Raw genomic sequence first — 15,356 nt, 5'->3', positions numbered from 1 at the left:
GCCTAGATTAATCTATCCGAGGGTGTTGTCCTATAGACATCTAGCACGTTAGTCCATTAAGGCTTGCTCGGAGCGCACGAGAAGCGTACCTTCGCCCGCTTTTCTTGCCACAGCACCCCTTGGAGAGCGCCATGTCCGCTGATCTCGAGCATATCCGTCAAATCATGCGCGAGGCTGACTGCCTGTACACTGAAGCGCAAGTCGAAGAGGCGATCGCCAAGGTCGGCGCACACATCAGCCGCGAAATGGCCGACACCAATCCGGTGGTTTTCTGCGTGATGAACGGCGGCTTGATCTTCGCCGGCAAATTGCTCACTCACCTGCAATTTCCATTGGAAGCGTCCTACCTGCACGCCACCCGCTACCGCAACGAAACCACCGGCGGCGACCTGTTCTGGAAAGCCAAGCCGGAAGTCTCGTTCATCGACCGCGACGTACTCATCATCGACGACATCCTCGACGAAGGTCACACCCTGGGAGCGATCATCGACTTCTGCAAACACGCCGGCGCACGTAAAGTGCACACCGCCGTGCTGATCGACAAAGACCACGATCGCAAAGCCCGTCCGGACCTGAAAGCCGATTACGTCGGCCTGCCGTGCATCGACCGCTACATCTTTGGTTACGGCATGGACTACAAAGGCTACTGGCGCAATGCCAATGGGATCTACGCCGTCAAAGGGATGTAAGCCATGACCCGTTTTCTTGATCAGACGCTATTTGCCGAACTGGCCGAGAAAGCGGGCGCCAGCCCTCGCGGGCGGCATCACCATAACTTCCACCAGATGCAAGAGCCGTGTCATCGCCTGGCCGTGGGCCTGCAACCGGACACGTACGTGCCACCCCATCGACACTTGAGCGCCGACAAGGCGGAAACCTTGCTGGTGCTTCAGGGGCGCCTGGGGTTGCTGGTGTTCAATGACGCCGGGGAGGTCATCGCCAAGCGTGTAATGCAGGCGGGCGGCGAGTGCTCCGGCGTTGATCTGCCGCCCGGTGTTTTCCACGGCCTGGTGGTGCTGGAACCCGACACGGTCATGTTCGAATGCAAGGCCGGGCCTTATCGTCCGATAGGCGTGGGGGAGCTGGCCGATTGGGCGCCGCGTGAAGGCGACGCCGATGTGCTCGCCTATCAACGCTGGATGCTTGCCCAGTTCGATTGAGCTACAGTGCTGGGCTATCTCGCACGGAGCGGCCCATGAGCCTGTTGATTCGCACCTGCGCCGCCCTGGCGCTGACCCTCAGTTTGCCTCTGGCCGCTGCCCCGGCCCCGATGCACGGCCAATTCCTGCCGCCCGATGACCTCACCCTTCGCACCGAAACGCCTGACCAGCAACAGTTGCTGCAAGTCACCGAGTACGCGGTGGTGGTGGGCAATCAGCGCCAGTCCAACCAGCAACCGATCCCGGTGACCTCGCCGCTGATGATCCGCCTCAAAGGCAAGTCCCTGAATAAAGGCGCGACCATTGCCCAGGTAGTGCTCAACTTCGATGCCGAAAGCAAAAGCCTGAAAAAGCCGGTGTTCGACGATAAGTCCAAGACCCTGACGCTGTCTTATCCCGTTGCCCAATACCGCGTGATCATCGACCTGCTGCGCAATGACACGGTATATGTGCAGTTCCTCAGTTATGCCAATGGGCATATCTGGGCGGATTTGCACACCGGGGCGGTCCGTACCCAATAGCAAAAACGCTGAATATCCAAATGTGGGAGGGGTCTCCAGCGCTTTCGAAGCTTGCACGCCGCAGGTAGACTTCAAACCCCGTGTAATGTCTGCAGGCTGGAGTCGGTAATGCGTAAAGATAAGAAACAGGTGATTGGTGACGAGATTGGCGACGACCAGATCAAGTTATTCCTGGACTTCGAGCCGGTCGACGCGACTTCACCGTCCCTGCACAAGCTGATCAAGGCCTACCGTGGCCTGCGTATCGACGACTTCGAGCGGTTCCTGGGTTTTTTCAAGGCGGCCGGCCTGGATCTGGATGGCAAGGATGAGCATGGCCAGACATTTGTTGATCTGATCAAGGACCAGCGCAACGCCGCCGAATACATCGAGCTGATCGATAACGCCCGCGACTGATTCGCCGAGCGAAAAAAAACGCCCCGAGGGGCGTTTTTTTATGGCTTGGCAATGCCTTAAGCGTAGCTTTCGGCCTCGTTGCTTTGCTCAACCAGTTCCAGGCTGATGTTGTTTTGCGTGTTGATCTTGCGATACAGCTCGGCATCCGTCTCCAGTACCTTTTCCCGAGCCGGGAAAATCTCCTGCAGCTTGGTCGCCCACTCGCCGGCGGCTTTGGCCGGGAAGCAACGCTCGATCAGTTCCAGCATGATCGACACGGTCACCGAAGCGCCTGGGGATGCGCCCAACAGAGCGGCCAGCGAACCGTCCTTGGCGGCAACCAGCTCGGTGCCGAATTGCAGCACGCCGCCTTTCTTCGGGTCTTTCTTGATGATCTGTACCCGTTGGCCGGCCACTTCCAGGCGCCAGTCTTCGGCTTTCGCCTGCGGGTAGAAGCGGCGCAGGGATTCCAGGCGTTGCTCCATGGATTGGCGAACTTCGCTGACCAGGTACTTGGTCAGGTCCATGTTGTCGCGGGCCACGGCCAGCATCGGGCCGATATTGCCGGCGCGAATCGACATCGGCAGGTCGAGGAACGAACCGTGCTTGAGGAACTTGGTGGTGAAACCGGCGTATGGCCCGAACAGCAACGACTTCTTGCCGTCCACCACGCGGGTATCCAGGTGCGGCACGGACATCGGCGGCGAGCCCACGGCGGCCTGGCTGTAGACCTTGGCCTGGTGGTGCTTGACCACTTCGGGGTTGTCGCAACGCAGCCACTGGCCGCTGACCGGGAAGCCGCCGAAGCCTTTGCTCTCTTCGATGCCCGAGGCTTGCAGCAGGGGCAGCGCCGCGCCGCCGGCGCCAAGGAACACGAATTTGGCGTCCACTTCACGGCTATTGCCGCTGTTGACGTCCTTGATGCTCACGGTCCAGCCGGCACCGTTGCGCTTGAGGCCGGTGACGCGCTTGCTGTACTTGACCTGAGCGTCCGGCGAGCTGGTCAGGTGGCCGAGCAACTGGTTGGTCAGGGCGCCGAAGTTGACGTCGGTGCCGTTCGTCACACGGGTAGCGGCGATTTTTTCGTCGAGCGGACGCCCCGGCATCATCAGCGGCATCCACTCGGCCATCTCGCTACGGTCTTCGGTGTAGTGCATATCCGAAAACGCGTGGTGCTGGCTGAGGGTTTCAAAGCGCTTCTTGAGGAACGACACGCCTTTTTCGCCCTGCACGAAGCTCAGGTGCGGCACGGGGCTGATAAAGGACTTGGACGAGCCAAAGGTGCCCTTTTTGGTCAGGTACGCCCAGAACTGCTTCGACACCTCAAACTGGGTGTTGATGTGGATGGCTTTCTTGATGTCGATGGAACCATCGGCGGCCTGCGGGGTGTAGTTCAGCTCGCACAGCCCGGCGTGGCCGGTACCGGCGTTGTTCCACGGGTTGGAACTCTCCGCTGCACCCGAGTCCATCAGCTCAACGACTTCCAGCTTGAGGCCGGGGTCGAGCTCTTTGAGCAGAACGGCCAGGGTGGCACTCATGATGCCGGCCCCTACCAGAACTACGTCGACTGCTTCGTTATGCGCCATTTAACGCGTCTCCAAAATCTGCAGCACCAAATTGACGGCATGGCTGCCAGGAGTGACGGGGCGGTTCACGTGATGCCCCAGGTTACCCATGGCCAGGATCGCCATGTCCGTTTCGCAATTCTTTGCAACTTCAGCGCACGCTTCCTGCCTGCCTAATCCGCCTATGAACGCATTCATGGGCGCCTGTGGCAATTCGACTTATGGTCAAAGCGTGCGATGGGTGCAATCAATCCGTAGCGGACAGGCTCAAGCTCCCGTTGTCGAGGAGTACTCAATCCTGTGTGGTTGGGCTGTTCCAGACGCTGATGGTGCTTGTACAAACGCCAAACTATTCATTTGCTCGCCACACTCTTGTGAAGTTGTGAAAACCCGTTTTTTCACGCTCTTTTGAAGACGTGAACCTCAAAAAAGGGCTGCCTCAGCCTGGCACCTGGCCCGCGGTACTTTTGCCGACATGCGGCAAAACGGGCAAACAACTCAAGTGGCCGAGCGCAATGGCAGCTCTGGCAGATTCGGTAAAGGCGGGTGGTTTGCAAAGGAAACAGCAAGCGCGCCAGCTTCACTCGATCTGTGTGGGCGGCTCTCTGTGGGCGATTCTTGAGGTTAATACCGAGGCATTAACGTTGCTGCGAGGCCCGATCAGGAGACGTCCTTATAATCGGGGGGAGATTGTAGCGAAGAACGTCAGGGAAATGGACGTGTTTTATGACTTTTATTCGAGTTGTGGTCAGGAGGCCAACGCTTGGCGCGGTTGTGCGTGTATCACCGCTGGGCGAACCCGGGCGCTGGCCGGCAGCGGGCGGTGCATCCAGCATAGCCGGGTCTCGGTCACTTCCACCCAGCCTTCGCCGACAGGCGGCAGGCTGCACTGCTTGAATGCCAGGCAATGGCCCTTGGCGTCGAGCAAGGCGAACTGGCGATGACGGGTGTGTGACATGAACAGCGATTTGAGAAGGCGCATGGTTTTGTACCGGTTGCGTTACATGCTTGAAGGTTGCCAGTCTGCCATGACATTGAAATGACGGATTTATGCGAAATTGTAATTTCGCCGTGGTTTCAGGTGCTGTTCAGGATGACTGGTGGGTGCCCTGCGCACACCGTTATACTGCCCGCCTGTTTGCACCTAGTCCTGGAGAAATGAGTATGTTGCAACGCCTGTTGTTCGGTTTGATCACTGTGACCAGTTTGACTTTGGTTGGCTGCGCCAACAGCCCGCAACAACTCAGCCCGCAACCTAAGCTCACCACCCAGCTGGCGCCGGTAGGCCATGGCCAGCCGGTGTCGGTGCGTGTAGTGGATGGTCGCCCGTCGCCTACGCTCGGTTCGCGCGGCGGCCTGTACCCGGAGACCGCGCTGATTTCGGTCACCGGCCAGGACGTGCTGCCCAAGCTGCAGGCCCAGGCTGAAGCGGCCGTGCGCCTGTTGGGCTTCACCCCAAGCCCCAACGCCCCGGGCGCTCCCCAGTTGACCATCACCCTGGCGGAGCTGAAGTATCAGTCGCCCAAAGAAGGCCTGTACGTGACTGAAGCCGCCATCGGCGCTACGTTCAAGTCCGACGTCACCGCCGGCACCCGTCGCTACAGTGGTCGCTATGGTGCGTCGCTCAACCAGCGCTTCGGCATGTCGCCCAACCAGGAAACCAACACCAAGCTGGTCAGCGACGTCCTCAGTGACGCGTTGACCCGCCTGTTCAAAGACCCGAGCATCGGCCAGTTGCTCAGCGCGCAATAACCGTTTCGCAAAAAAAACCGGGCTTGGTTGAGCCCGGTTTTTTTATGTCTTGAGTTTCATGCGGCTGTGTCGATACGGAAGTCCAGCATGCTTACCCCCGTCAACAGGTCGGCTTCCGGCAGGTCGGCATGTTGATGTCCGCCAAGGGCGCAATACACCAGCCAGTGGCGGTCCTGCACGTTGAACGCCAGGCTGCCGACCAGCGCCTCCTGCTCGTCGCTTTGGGCCATCAGATACAGCCGATCCTGGTTGTGTGCGTGCAACATGACAAGCTCCCGAACGTTCGAAGGGCAACAGAGTGGCTTGTTAAGGTGACGTTCAGGTGACGCTGTAAATTACTGGATACATTAACCGTTCATGGGGGATGGAGCGTTTTCGGCGCTGGAGGCCACTATCGTCCAGGTTTGTAGCTGGGCTGATACCCAGTCACTGTTTCGCTGAGGTTTGCGATGGCCCTGCCCGCACTATTGATCAATGCTCTCGCTTTAGCGGTGGCCTGCCCCGGCGCAGCGCTCCTGTTCATTACCCGACTGCGCGAGCAACGCGCGATGGCTGACCTGACCGCGCAAAGTGAGAAGCGCACGATCGACCAACCCATGCTGTTTCTGGATGTGCGCACCGAGCGGGCGCACCGTGTGGCTTATCGAGTCGGTTTTGTGTGTATGGGGCTGGCGCTGAGCATCTCCTGGCTCAGCACCCACCTATAAACGCAGCGCAAACCAAATGTGGGAGGGAGCAAGCCCCCTCCCACATTTTCAAGCTCGGCGTTTACAGGGGAATGCCGGCTTTAACGCGGTACTGGTTGCGCACAGGTGTCGCGTACTGCACCACCAGGTAGGGCCGGTGCTCAGCGGGGCACTCGTTCAAGCGTCGGTCCCATTCCGCTTGCGCCTTGGCCAGTTCATCTGCGGGGAACAGCTCGGCGGCCTTTGGTACCTGCAATTGCGGGTCGGCGTCGCTCCACTGGGCGTAGGCCAGATAGTGCACCGGGAACAACCGATAACCGCCCAGAATCTGCCGGTCCATCTCCACGGCCAGTACTTTGGTGTCTTCGAAACGCTCGGTAATCGGAGGTGCGAAGTTGATATGGACGCGGCCTTTATAGCCGGTGATGCCCAGGGCAATGCTGACGTCATCCTCGCCCTGCGCTTTTACATAAGTGCCCGTGGTTGCGCGGATGTACAACTCGCGCGCCTTGGCCGAATCACACGGGTCGTATTCGTAGCTGATGGACACCGGCGTCAGGTTCAGCGACTGGATCACTTCGGCAAACGGCTCGTCCTTGCGGCTGACGTGAAACATCTTGAGGATCGCCGATTCGGTGCGATCATCCCCATCCTTGGCCCGGCCTTCTGCCTGGGCTATCCAGATCGACTGGCAGTCGTTGCGGATCGAATGATTGATGTAGGCCGACAATAGGTTGAACGCCGCCATCTTCTCCTTTCGCCCAGTGATTGAACGGTGCACGATAAAGCTCTTGTTCAGGCGCATCAGGTCGCTGACGAAGGGCTTTTGCAGCAGGTTGTCACCAATGGCGATGCGTGGCGTCGGCAGGCCAGCGTGATACACGGCGTAGTTGACGAAGGCCGGGTCCATCACGATATCGCGGTGGTTGGCCAAAAACAGGTAGGCGCTGCCGGACTTGAGCTGCTCGACGCCAGTGTAGGTCACGCCGTCGGTCGCCCGGTCGATGGTGTGGTCGACGTAATACTCGACTTTGTCCTGCAGCGTGGCCACGGTGGTGACCCCGGCGAATTCACGGCGCAGCTTGCGAGCGATCATCGGCTTGAGCAACCAGCCCAGGGGGCCGGCGAAGCGCGGGAAGCGGAAGTGGGTCAGGATGTCCAGAAAGGCCTTGTCACTGAACAGCCGGTCCAGCACTGCCGGGACTTCGCTGTCGTTATAAGGTCGGATGGTATCGAATTCGCCCATCATGCTCTCTTGTTAGAAACGGCTAGGGTAAGTAAAGGAAAAACCAGGGTGCGGACCAGGTAATGGGCCAGGCCGAAAATAGCCCTGTAAATAGACCGGCGATTATACGCACAAGTCACTTGGGAGACTGCGATGCTGGAAACTGCGACGTACGATTGTCCTTATTGCGGTGAAAAGGTCGAGACGACGGTGGACTTGTCGGGCGCAGATCAGTGTTATATCGAAGACTGTCAGGTGTGCTGCCGCCCGATTATTTTCGACCTGCAGGTGCATGGTGACGAGTGGATGCTCGACACCCGCAGTGAAAACGAATAGCAGGTACGCCCATGCAGCGAATCTACGAACCGGAAAACCTGATGGAGGGCGAGCTGTTGCAAAAGATGCTCGCCAGCGAGGGCATCGAGGCGCACCTGGTGGGGCGTCATTTGCTCGGCGGCACCGGCGAATTGCCGATCTTCGGCTTGCTGGGTCTGGAAGTCGATAATGACCGCGCCGCCGATGCCCGCGAGCTGATCACTGCCTATATCGGTGCGCAGCCCTTGCCCGGCGATGAACCCGACAGCTTCCCCGACGTGCTGGTCTGTTAGGCTGTCGGTCGGTTTACCCAAGAGTCGTGTTGCCCCATGTGTGGACGTTATGCCCTGTTTCGCTGGAACCCTTCCTTTGCTGCCTTGCCGGGCTTTCCGGCCGACCAGCAAGCCCAGTGGAACATCTCCCCGAATGATTCCGTGCTGATCCAGCGCGCCGCCGACGGCCAGCGCACCCTGGCCCGCGCCCGCTGGGGCCTGACGCCACCCTGGCTCACCGACCTTTCCCGCACCCCGGCCCATGCCCGCGCCGAAACCCTGGCCGAACAACCGATGTTCCGCGAGGCGTTCCGTCAGCGGCGCTGCCTGCTACCGGCCAATGGTTTCTACGAGTGGCGTGGCACCCAGCGCAAGCGCCCGTACTGGCTGACACCGGGGGAGGGTTCCACATTGTTTTTTGCCGCGATCTGGGAAGCCTATCCGGTGCAGGAGCAGGTGTGGCTGAGCACGGCAGTGGTCACCCAGGCCGCGCAGAGCCAGCGTCGACCACTGATTCTGGATGTGGCGGGGCAGGCGGCCTGGCTCGACCCCGAGACGCCGCTGCATGTGCTGCAAGGCCTGTTGGCCAGTGAACCGGTCGCATTGCGCGAGCGCGTCCTGGCCAATATGGTCAACGATCCCAAGCTCAATGGGCCGGAGTGCCTGACGCCGGCTTAAGCCTGGCGACTGTGGGATGTATCTGAAAATTTGCAGCTACACGTCTGGTGTATCTGGCGTGGATACAAATGAGCGCCTACGATACGCGCCATGTTTCAAGGGCGTTTTTTCAGGGAGAGAGTGTTGATGAAAAAAACAGTGGCGGTAAGCGTACTGGCTGCGGCGATGCTGCTGGCTGGGTGTCAGTCGGTCAATACCACCAGCGGCGGCGCCGTTGGAGTTGAGCGCAAGCAATACATGTTCAGCATGCTGTCGAGTCAGGAAGTTGACCAGATGTATGCCCAGTCCTATCAGCAGACCCTGGGTGAAGCCAGTGGCAAAGGGGTTTTGGACAAGACCAGCGCCAACGCCAAGCGCGTGCAGGCCATCGCCAAACGCTTGATCGCCCAGGCGCCGACCTTCCGTGCGGATGCCGCCCAGTGGAACTGGGAAGTCAACCTGATCAAGAGCGATGAGATGAACGCCAACTGCGGGCCTGGCGGCAAGATTCTGGTTTACAGCGCGCTGATCGACAATCTCAAACTCACCGATGACGAGCTGGCTGCGGTGATGGGCCATGAAATCGCCCACGCCTTGCGTGAACACGGTCGCGAAGCCATGTCCAAGGCCTACGGTATCGAGATGGCCAAGCAGGGCGCCGGTGCGTTGTTCGGCCTGGGCCAGGACAGCCTGGCACTGGCCGACACCGTGGCCAACTATGGCATGACCTTGCCCAACAGCCGCAGCAATGAAAACGAAGCCGACCTGATCGGTCTGGAGCTATCGGTCCGCGCCGGCTACAACCCGAACGCGGCCATCACGCTGTGGAACAAAATGGCCAAGGCATCGGAAGGTGCGCCGCCGGAGTTCATGAGTACGCACCCTGCGTCCGACAGCCGGATTGCGTCGCTGCAGGCGGCGATTCCGAAGGTGATGCCGCTCTACCAACAGGCCAAGAAGTCCTAAGGCTTGATGAAGACCTAAATGTGGGAGGGTTCTACACCCTCCCACATTGGTTTGGGTTTGCAGGCTTAGCGCCTTAGATCCAGCCACTGCTTTGCATGGCTTTGTACACCGCCACAATCGCCAGCACGAAGAACGCCGTTGCCGCCAATCGACGAATCAACGTCAACGGCAATTTTTCCGCCGCGAAATTCCCCGCCAGAACCACCGGTACGTTGGCAATCAACATACCCAGGGTGGTACCGATGATGACCAGCCACAGCTCAGGGTATTGCGCCGCCAGCATCACCGTGGCGATCTGCGTCTTGTCACCTATTTCTGCCAGGAAAAATGCAATCAGTGTGGTCAGGAACGGCCCGAACTTGCGTGTGGTGCTGGCTTCGTCGTCGTCGAGCTTGTCGGGCACCAGGGTCCACAGGGCGGTCGCGCAGAAGCTCGCCGCAAGGATCCAGTGCAACACCGCATCCGAGAAGAAACTGCCAAACCAGGCGCCCACGGCACCGGCGGCCGCATGGTTGGCCAGGGTCGCGGCAACGATGCCGGCGATGATCGGCCAGGGCTTGCGGAAGCGAGCGGCGAGAATGAGTGCGAGCAGTTGCGTCTTGTCGCCGATTTCGGCCAAGGCAACGATTGCAGTTGGAACGAGGAGTGAATCCAGCATCAGGTAGGTTTCCAGGGGCGGGTCGACACGGCTATGACACGTACAGCCTTCCCGCCCCGGGTAAGGTGTGCGTGCCATAGGTCTTGTCAAACCCCGGTCCGTCTGTGCGGACTCCTGGGTCGCATACGCCATGGTCTGCTGACCAAGTATGTTGACGTATGCCGGACGAGCGTGAGGCTCGTGGGAGACTACTCCCCTAGGACGGAGCGGATTCTGCCTAGGCAAAACCTATTCGGCAAGCCTTCTTTTTCAAACGCCTGTCAGCCGCGCTTGGCGCGGTAGATGCGAAAACCATTGCCCTCGGCCTTGATCGCACACACGCCCAAGTGCTCTTCGATCAGCGGCTGGTACTTGAGGAAACTGTTGGCGACCAGCCGAAGTTCACCGCCTTTTGCCAGGTGTTTGGCTGCTTTTCGCAGCAGGTTCTCGGTGGCGAAATAATCGGTGTGTACCCCGACATGGAACGGTGGGTTGCTCAGAATCGCATTCAACCCCATCGGCGCGGCGTCGATGCCATCGCCGGTCAGCACCTCGGCTTCCAGGCCGTTGGCCGCCAGGGTCAGGCGGCTGCTGGCAGCCGCGAAGGCGTCTACGTCCAGCATCGTCACGCTGTTGTGCGGGTAACGGCGTTTCACCGCAGCCCCCAGCACGCCGGCGCCGCAACCGAAGTCCAGCAGGTGGCCACTCGGCAGTTTGTCCAAGTGCTCCAGCAACAGCTCGGTGCCACGGTCCAGGCGGCCATGGCTGAACACACCCGGCAAGCTCACGACATTGAGTGGACCTTCGGCCAGCGGCACTTCAAAGACTTGCGCCAGACTCTCCAGCGCCACCGCTTGTGGTGCGTTGGCCACGGTGATTTGCCACAGCTGGCAATGCCGCGCGTTGTCGAGCTTGCGCGGCTTGCCCAAGGGGATCATCTGTTTGGCGGCGCTTTCAATACCGCTTTTTTTCTCTCCGACCAGAAACAGCTCGGCGCCGGGTAGGCGCGCGGCCACGGCGTTCAGCAGGTAATCGGTGAGGTCCTTGGATTTGGGCAGGAAGATCACCGCTGCATCGAACTCACGCTCTGGCACATTCACGCCAAACTGGCTGCGCTCGGGGAACCGTGCGTCGAGCGCCGCCTGGTCACCGGCGTGCCAGCTCCAGCCGTGGGCGTTGGGCAGGCGGCCCAGCAGGTCGTCGGCGGGCAAGCCCACCAGCAACAGGTTGCCTTGAAAAAGTTCGGCCTGACGAAGCAGTACTTCACTGCGCGGATCCATGGTCTGCTCCTTGAAAAGGGGCGCAGTTTATCAACTGACGACGCGCAGCGGGGCGCCGCTGAAAAAGCCCAAGGCGTTTTCCGTCAGTTGGCCGACGATGCGCTGTCGTGCTTCGCGACTGCCCCAGGCGTTGTGGGGGGTGATGATCAGCCGTGGAATGTCAGCGGCCAGCAACGGGTTGCCGTCGACCGGCGGCTCCACGCTCAGTACGTCGGTGGCCGCGCCACCCAGATGACCGCTGCGCAAGGCCTCAGCCAGGGCCTGTTCGTTGATCAAACCACCGCGCGCCGTATTGACCACCAACGCGCCCGGCTTGAGCAGTGCCAGTTCACGGGCGCCGATAAAGCCGCGGGTGTGCTCGTTGAGCGGGCAGTGCAACGTGAGGGCGTCGACTTGGGGGAGCAACTCATCCAACGGCACGCGATCTGCGCGGGCGGGGCGCCCTGGGATGGCGCCGAGCAGCACGCGCATGCCAAAAGCTTCGGCCAGGCGCGCCACGGCACTGCCCAGCTCACCGTGGCCCAGCAGACCAAGGGTCTTGCCTTCCAGTTCGACGATAGGATGGCCCAGCAGGCAGAACTGCTTGGCTTCCTGCCACTTGCCGGCGGCCACGTCCCGTTGATAGTCCTGCAAGCGGGTCGCCAGGTTGAGCAACAGCATGATTGTGTGTTGCGCCACCGAGGGTGTGCCGTAACCCTGGCAGTTACTCACGGTGATGCCATGGGCACGGGCGGCTTGCAGGTCAATGTTGTTGGTGCCGGTGGCCGATACCAGGATCAGCTTGAGCTCCGGGCAGGCCGCCAGGGTCTCGGCGTTGAGCGCAATCTTGTTACTGATGGCCGCCTGGACGCCTTGCAGGCGCGCAATCACGTTCTGCGGCGTGGTGTCCGGGTACAACTGCAGGTCACTGAAGCAGTCGCGTAAACCACTGAGGTCGAGGTCCCCCAGGTCCAGGGACGGGTGATCAAGGAAGACGGCGCGGCGATTGTTCGTCATCAACTGTACCTTTTGCAGCAGGGTTCGAAGGCGTAATCTGCCGAGCCTATCAGATGAAATAATCCGTTACTTAATGGAGTGCGTATGTACCTCGCCGAGTTTTTGACCGTGGCCCTGATTCACCTCCTGGCGGTGGCCAGCCCCGGCCCGGATTTCGCCGTGGTGGTGCGTGAAAGCGTGACCCATGGCCGTCGCGCCGGCACCTGGACGGCGCTGGGCGTGGGCTCGGCGATTTTTCTGCACGTGGGGTATTCGTTGCTCGGCATCGGCTTGATCGTGTCCCAGTCCATCGTGCTGTTCAATGCATTGAAATGGGCTGCGGCGGCGTACTTGCTGTACATCGGTTTCAAGGCCCTGCGCGCGCAACCGGCCAAGCCCGCCGCCGAGGGCGAGTTACATCGTGAAGCGGGCGAACGCACCCCACGCGGCGCGTTTACCGCGGGCTTTGTGACCAACGGCCTGAACCCCAAGGCGACGTTGTTCTTTCTGTCGCTGTTCACCGTGGTCATCAACCCGCACACGCCGCTCGCGGTGCAGGCGGGTTACGGTGTGTACCTGGCGGTGGCGACGGCGTTGTGGTTTTGCATGGTAGCCATGTTGTTCAGCCAGCAGCGCGTGCGTGCGGGCTTTGCGCGAATGGGCCACTGGTTCGATCGCACCATGGGCGCGGTGTTGATCGCCATCGGCGTGAAGCTGGCCTTTACCAGCATGAAATAACCGCTGCTCGCTCAAGTAGGCACGGTCAAAATGTGGAAGGGGGCTTGCCCCCGATAGCGGTGGATCAGTTGATAAACATTTGCCTGAAACGCCGCCATCGGGGGCAAGCCCCTCCCACATTGATCTTTGTGAGTCCAGGATGGTGGCGCAAAGCTAGTATTTGCCGGGCTCTGCAAATCATTCCTTTGGCTGATTTGGCTGAAACATAAGCGCTCTACAGTGCAGATCGTTCAGCCAAGACCGTGCAGTCATAAAAGGGATTCGTATGTTGCAGACCCGTGTTATCCCCCCCGCCGAAGGTGCCTACCAGTACCCGCTGTTGATCAAGCGTTTGCTGATGTCCGGCGCCCGCTACGAAAAAACCCGGGAAATCGTCTATCGCGACAAACTGCGTTACACCTACCCGACGCTGATGGAGCGGGTTGCGCGCCTGGCCAATGTGCTGACCGAGGCCGGGGTCAAGGCCGGTGATACCGTGGCGGTGATGGACTGGGACAGCCATCGCTACCTGGAATGCATGTTCGCCATCCCGATGATCGGCGCGGTGATCCACACCATTAACGTGCGTCTGTCGCCGGAACAGATTCTCTACACCATGAACCATGCCGAGGACCGTTTCGTACTGGTCAACAGTGAGTTCGTGGGGCTTTACCAGGCGATTGCCGGGCAACTGACTACGGTTGACAAGACCCTGCTGCTCACCGACGGGGAGTCCAAAACCGCCGAGTTGCCCAGCCTGGTGGGCGAGTACGAAACGCTGCTGGCCGCCGCCAGCCCTCACTACGACTTCCAGGACTTTGACGAGCATTCCGTCGCCACCACCTTCTATACCACCGGCACCACCGGCAACCCCAAAGGGGTGTACTTCACCCATCGTCAATTGGTGCTGCACACCATCGGTGTGGCGACCATTATGGGCAGCGTCGACAGCGTGCGCCTGCTGGGCACCAACGACGTGTACATGCCGATCACGCCGATGTTTCACGTACATGCCTGGGGCTTGCCGTATGTGGCGACCATGCTCGGCCTCAAGCAGGTTTACCCTGGCCGCTACGACCCGGAATACCTGGTGGAGCTGTGGCGCAAAGAAAAGGTCACCTTCTCTCACTGCGTGCCGACCATCCTGCAAATGGTGCTCAATGCCAAGGCTGCCCAAGGCGTGGATTTCGGGGGCTGGAAAATCGTCATCGGCGGCAGCGCGCTCAACCGTACGCTGTATGAAGCGTCCAAGGCCCGTGGTATCCAGCTGACCGCCGCGTACGGCATGTCCGAGACCGGGCCGCTGGTGTCCTGTGCCCATCTCAACGAAGAACTGCTGGCCGGCGGCGAAGACGAGCGCATCACTTACCGTATCAAGGCGGGGGTGCCGGGGCCGCTGGTGGAAGCGGCGATCATGGATGGCGACGGTAACTTCCTGCCCGCCGACGGTGAGTCCCAGGGCGAGTTGGTGCTGCGCGCGCCGTGGCTGACCGAAGGCTATTACAACGAGCCGCAAAAGGGCGCCGAGCTGTGGGCCGGTGGTTGGATGCACACCGGAGACGTGGCCACGCTGGATGCGTTCGGGGTGATCGATATCCGCGACCGCATCAAGGATGTCATCAAGACCGGTGGCGAGTGGATTTCCTCGCTGGCTCTTGAGGACCTGGTCAGCCGTCACCCGGCGGTACGCGAAGTAGCGGTGGTGGGCATCGCCGATCCGCAGTGGGGCGAGCGCCCGTTTGCGCTGTTGGTGGTGCGTGATGGCCATATGATAGGGGCCCGCGAGCTCAAGGAGCACCTCAAGCCTTTTGTGGAATTGGGCCATTTGAGCAAGTGGGCGATTCCGAGCCAGATCGCCGTTGTTACGGAAATTCCCAAGACCAGCGTCGGCAAGCTCGACAAAAAACGTATCCGCATTGACATCATTGAATGGCAGGCCAACAACAGCACCTTCCTGTCCACCCTCTGACGCCCTTCGCCGTGCCCGTTCGGGCACGGCAATGCTCTATCTTGCGCCTTCACTTGTGATTTACGGATTTTCAGCCATCCTCTCCGCGTCGGCCTTCGCCGGCATGGCGAAAGGACTGTGGCAGACGGGTCGGTGATGCAAATCACACTTTAGAGGGATCAAGCGGTACCCCCTGCTGGCTATAGTCCCACCATGGGTTTTTCAAGGATGCGTCGCTTCGGGCCATGGAGGTTCAGTTGCCGGGCGGCATTGGAATCGTTGTATTCCGGCCGATACAAGCATCA

At 60.2% G+C, this 15,356-nt stretch carries 19 protein-coding genes and 1 riboswitch; of the genes, 12 read left to right on the top strand and 7 right to left on the bottom strand.

The annotated features are described in order from the left end of the window. The first annotated feature begins 131 nt into the window (after positions 1–131). The 4 genes from AB4O23_RS27615 to AB4O23_RS27600 all read left to right on the top strand — a co-directional run bounded on the left by AB4O23_RS27615 (position 132) and on the right by AB4O23_RS27600 (position 2,077). Positions 132–689: a hypoxanthine-guanine phosphoribosyltransferase gene (locus tag AB4O23_RS27615; protein WP_017526146.1), complete on the top strand. Its 558-nt coding sequence runs from the start codon at positions 132–134 to the stop codon at positions 687–689. A 3-nt stretch (positions 690–692) separates the two neighbouring features. Beyond that, positions 693–1,160, top strand: a complete 468-nt coding sequence (locus AB4O23_RS27610; RefSeq protein ID WP_017526147.1) for a WbuC family cupin fold metalloprotein — start codon at positions 693–695, stop codon at positions 1,158–1,160. Positions 1,161–1,195: 35 nt separating this feature from the next. Continuing rightward, the gene (locus AB4O23_RS27605; RefSeq protein WP_017526148.1) at positions 1,196–1,681 is read left to right on the top strand and encodes a hypothetical protein; all 486 of its coding nucleotides are present in this window, start codon (positions 1,196–1,198) and stop codon (positions 1,679–1,681) included. Between the two features lie 108 nt (positions 1,682–1,789). Then, a complete protein-coding gene (locus tag AB4O23_RS27600) occupies positions 1,790–2,077 on the top strand; it encodes a PA4642 family protein (RefSeq protein ID WP_017526149.1) in 288 nt (95 codons plus the stop codon). Positions 2,078–2,133: 56 nt separating this feature from the next. Here the strand turns inward: AB4O23_RS27600 and mqo are convergent, their stop codons facing one another. Then, positions 2,134–3,642 carry a malate dehydrogenase (quinone) gene (gene mqo, locus AB4O23_RS27595; RefSeq protein ID WP_135196380.1) on the bottom strand — a complete coding sequence of 503 codons (1,509 nt, stop codon included), beginning with the start codon at positions 3,640–3,642 and terminating at the stop codon, positions 2,134–2,136. Between the two features lie 727 nt (positions 3,643–4,369). Continuing rightward, a complete protein-coding gene (locus AB4O23_RS27590) occupies positions 4,370–4,603 on the bottom strand; it encodes a hypothetical protein (protein ID WP_017526151.1) in 234 nt (77 codons plus the stop codon). A gap of 182 nt (positions 4,604–4,785) precedes the next feature. On the opposite strand from AB4O23_RS27590, the gene AB4O23_RS27585 reads away from it, so the two are divergent. Beyond that, the gene (locus AB4O23_RS27585; RefSeq protein ID WP_017526152.1) at positions 4,786–5,373 is read left to right on the top strand and encodes a YajG family lipoprotein; all 588 of its coding nucleotides are present in this window, start codon (positions 4,786–4,788) and stop codon (positions 5,371–5,373) included. Between the two features lie 56 nt (positions 5,374–5,429). Here AB4O23_RS27585 and AB4O23_RS27580 read toward each other — a convergent pair whose 3' ends face one another. Continuing rightward, a complete protein-coding gene (locus AB4O23_RS27580) occupies positions 5,430–5,639 on the bottom strand; it encodes a hypothetical protein (protein ID WP_017526153.1) in 210 nt (69 codons plus the stop codon). A 183-nt stretch (positions 5,640–5,822) separates the two neighbouring features. Between AB4O23_RS27580 and AB4O23_RS27575 the strand changes: the two genes are divergently transcribed. Further along, positions 5,823–6,080, top strand: coding sequence for a hypothetical protein (locus AB4O23_RS27575; protein WP_017526154.1), 258 nt, complete (start codon positions 5,823–5,825; stop codon positions 6,078–6,080). A 61-nt stretch (positions 6,081–6,141) separates the two neighbouring features. Here the strand turns inward: AB4O23_RS27575 and AB4O23_RS27570 are convergent, their stop codons facing one another. Continuing rightward, positions 6,142–7,305: a 1-acyl-sn-glycerol-3-phosphate acyltransferase gene (locus tag AB4O23_RS27570; RefSeq protein ID WP_026067128.1), complete on the bottom strand. Its 1,164-nt coding sequence runs from the start codon at positions 7,303–7,305 to the stop codon at positions 6,142–6,144. A 132-nt stretch (positions 7,306–7,437) separates the two neighbouring features. Here AB4O23_RS27570 and AB4O23_RS27565 point away from each other — a divergent pair, with 132 nt between their 5' ends. The 4 genes from AB4O23_RS27565 to AB4O23_RS27550 all read left to right on the top strand — a co-directional run bounded on the left by AB4O23_RS27565 (position 7,438) and on the right by AB4O23_RS27550 (position 9,494). Then, on the top strand, positions 7,438–7,620 hold the full coding sequence (locus tag AB4O23_RS27565) for a CPXCG motif-containing cysteine-rich protein (RefSeq protein ID WP_017526156.1): 183 nt from the start codon (positions 7,438–7,440) through the stop codon (positions 7,618–7,620). 11 nt (positions 7,621–7,631) lie between these two features. Then, positions 7,632–7,892: a putative signal transducing protein gene (locus tag AB4O23_RS27560; RefSeq protein WP_065877278.1), complete on the top strand. Its 261-nt coding sequence runs from the start codon at positions 7,632–7,634 to the stop codon at positions 7,890–7,892. 36 nt (positions 7,893–7,928) lie between these two features. Beyond that, positions 7,929–8,549 carry an SOS response-associated peptidase gene (locus AB4O23_RS27555; protein ID WP_017526158.1) on the top strand — a complete coding sequence of 207 codons (621 nt, stop codon included), beginning with the start codon at positions 7,929–7,931 and terminating at the stop codon, positions 8,547–8,549. Positions 8,550–8,675: 126 nt separating this feature from the next. Continuing rightward, positions 8,676–9,494, top strand: a complete 819-nt coding sequence (locus tag AB4O23_RS27550) for a M48 family metallopeptidase (protein WP_460150343.1) — start codon at positions 8,676–8,678, stop codon at positions 9,492–9,494. Positions 9,495–9,567: 73 nt separating this feature from the next. Here AB4O23_RS27550 and AB4O23_RS27545 read toward each other — a convergent pair whose 3' ends face one another. The 3 genes from AB4O23_RS27545 to AB4O23_RS27535 all read right to left on the bottom strand — a co-directional run bounded on the left by AB4O23_RS27545 (position 9,568) and on the right by AB4O23_RS27535 (position 12,407). Next, on the bottom strand, positions 9,568–10,152 hold the full coding sequence (locus tag AB4O23_RS27545; protein WP_005784895.1) for a TMEM165/GDT1 family protein: 585 nt from the start codon (positions 10,150–10,152) through the stop codon (positions 9,568–9,570). Positions 10,153–10,240: 88 nt separating this feature from the next. After that, a riboswitch (yybP-ykoY riboswitch) is annotated at positions 10,241–10,362 on the bottom strand. A gap of 50 nt (positions 10,363–10,412) precedes the next feature. Then, positions 10,413–11,411: a class I SAM-dependent methyltransferase gene (locus AB4O23_RS27540; protein ID WP_116078446.1), complete on the bottom strand. Its 999-nt coding sequence runs from the start codon at positions 11,409–11,411 to the stop codon at positions 10,413–10,415. 30 nt (positions 11,412–11,441) lie between these two features. Further along, positions 11,442–12,407: a 2-hydroxyacid dehydrogenase gene (locus AB4O23_RS27535; protein ID WP_460061540.1), complete on the bottom strand. Its 966-nt coding sequence runs from the start codon at positions 12,405–12,407 to the stop codon at positions 11,442–11,444. A gap of 84 nt (positions 12,408–12,491) precedes the next feature. On the opposite strand from AB4O23_RS27535, the gene AB4O23_RS27530 reads away from it, so the two are divergent. Both AB4O23_RS27530 and AB4O23_RS27525 read left to right on the top strand, forming a co-directional pair. Beyond that, positions 12,492–13,124, top strand: a complete 633-nt coding sequence (locus AB4O23_RS27530; RefSeq protein ID WP_017526162.1) for a LysE family translocator — start codon at positions 12,492–12,494, stop codon at positions 13,122–13,124. A gap of 265 nt (positions 13,125–13,389) precedes the next feature. Continuing rightward, entirely contained in the window at positions 13,390–15,072 is a 1,683-nt protein-coding gene (locus AB4O23_RS27525) for a fatty acid--CoA ligase (RefSeq protein WP_068937027.1), read from the top strand. Positions 15,073–15,356: the final 284 nt, after the last annotated feature.

This window comes from Pseudomonas sp. H2_A10 (assembly GCF_054680085.1).
The sequence above is the reverse complement of the archived record's forward strand: the minus strand, read 5'-3'. Positions and strand labels throughout refer to the sequence as shown.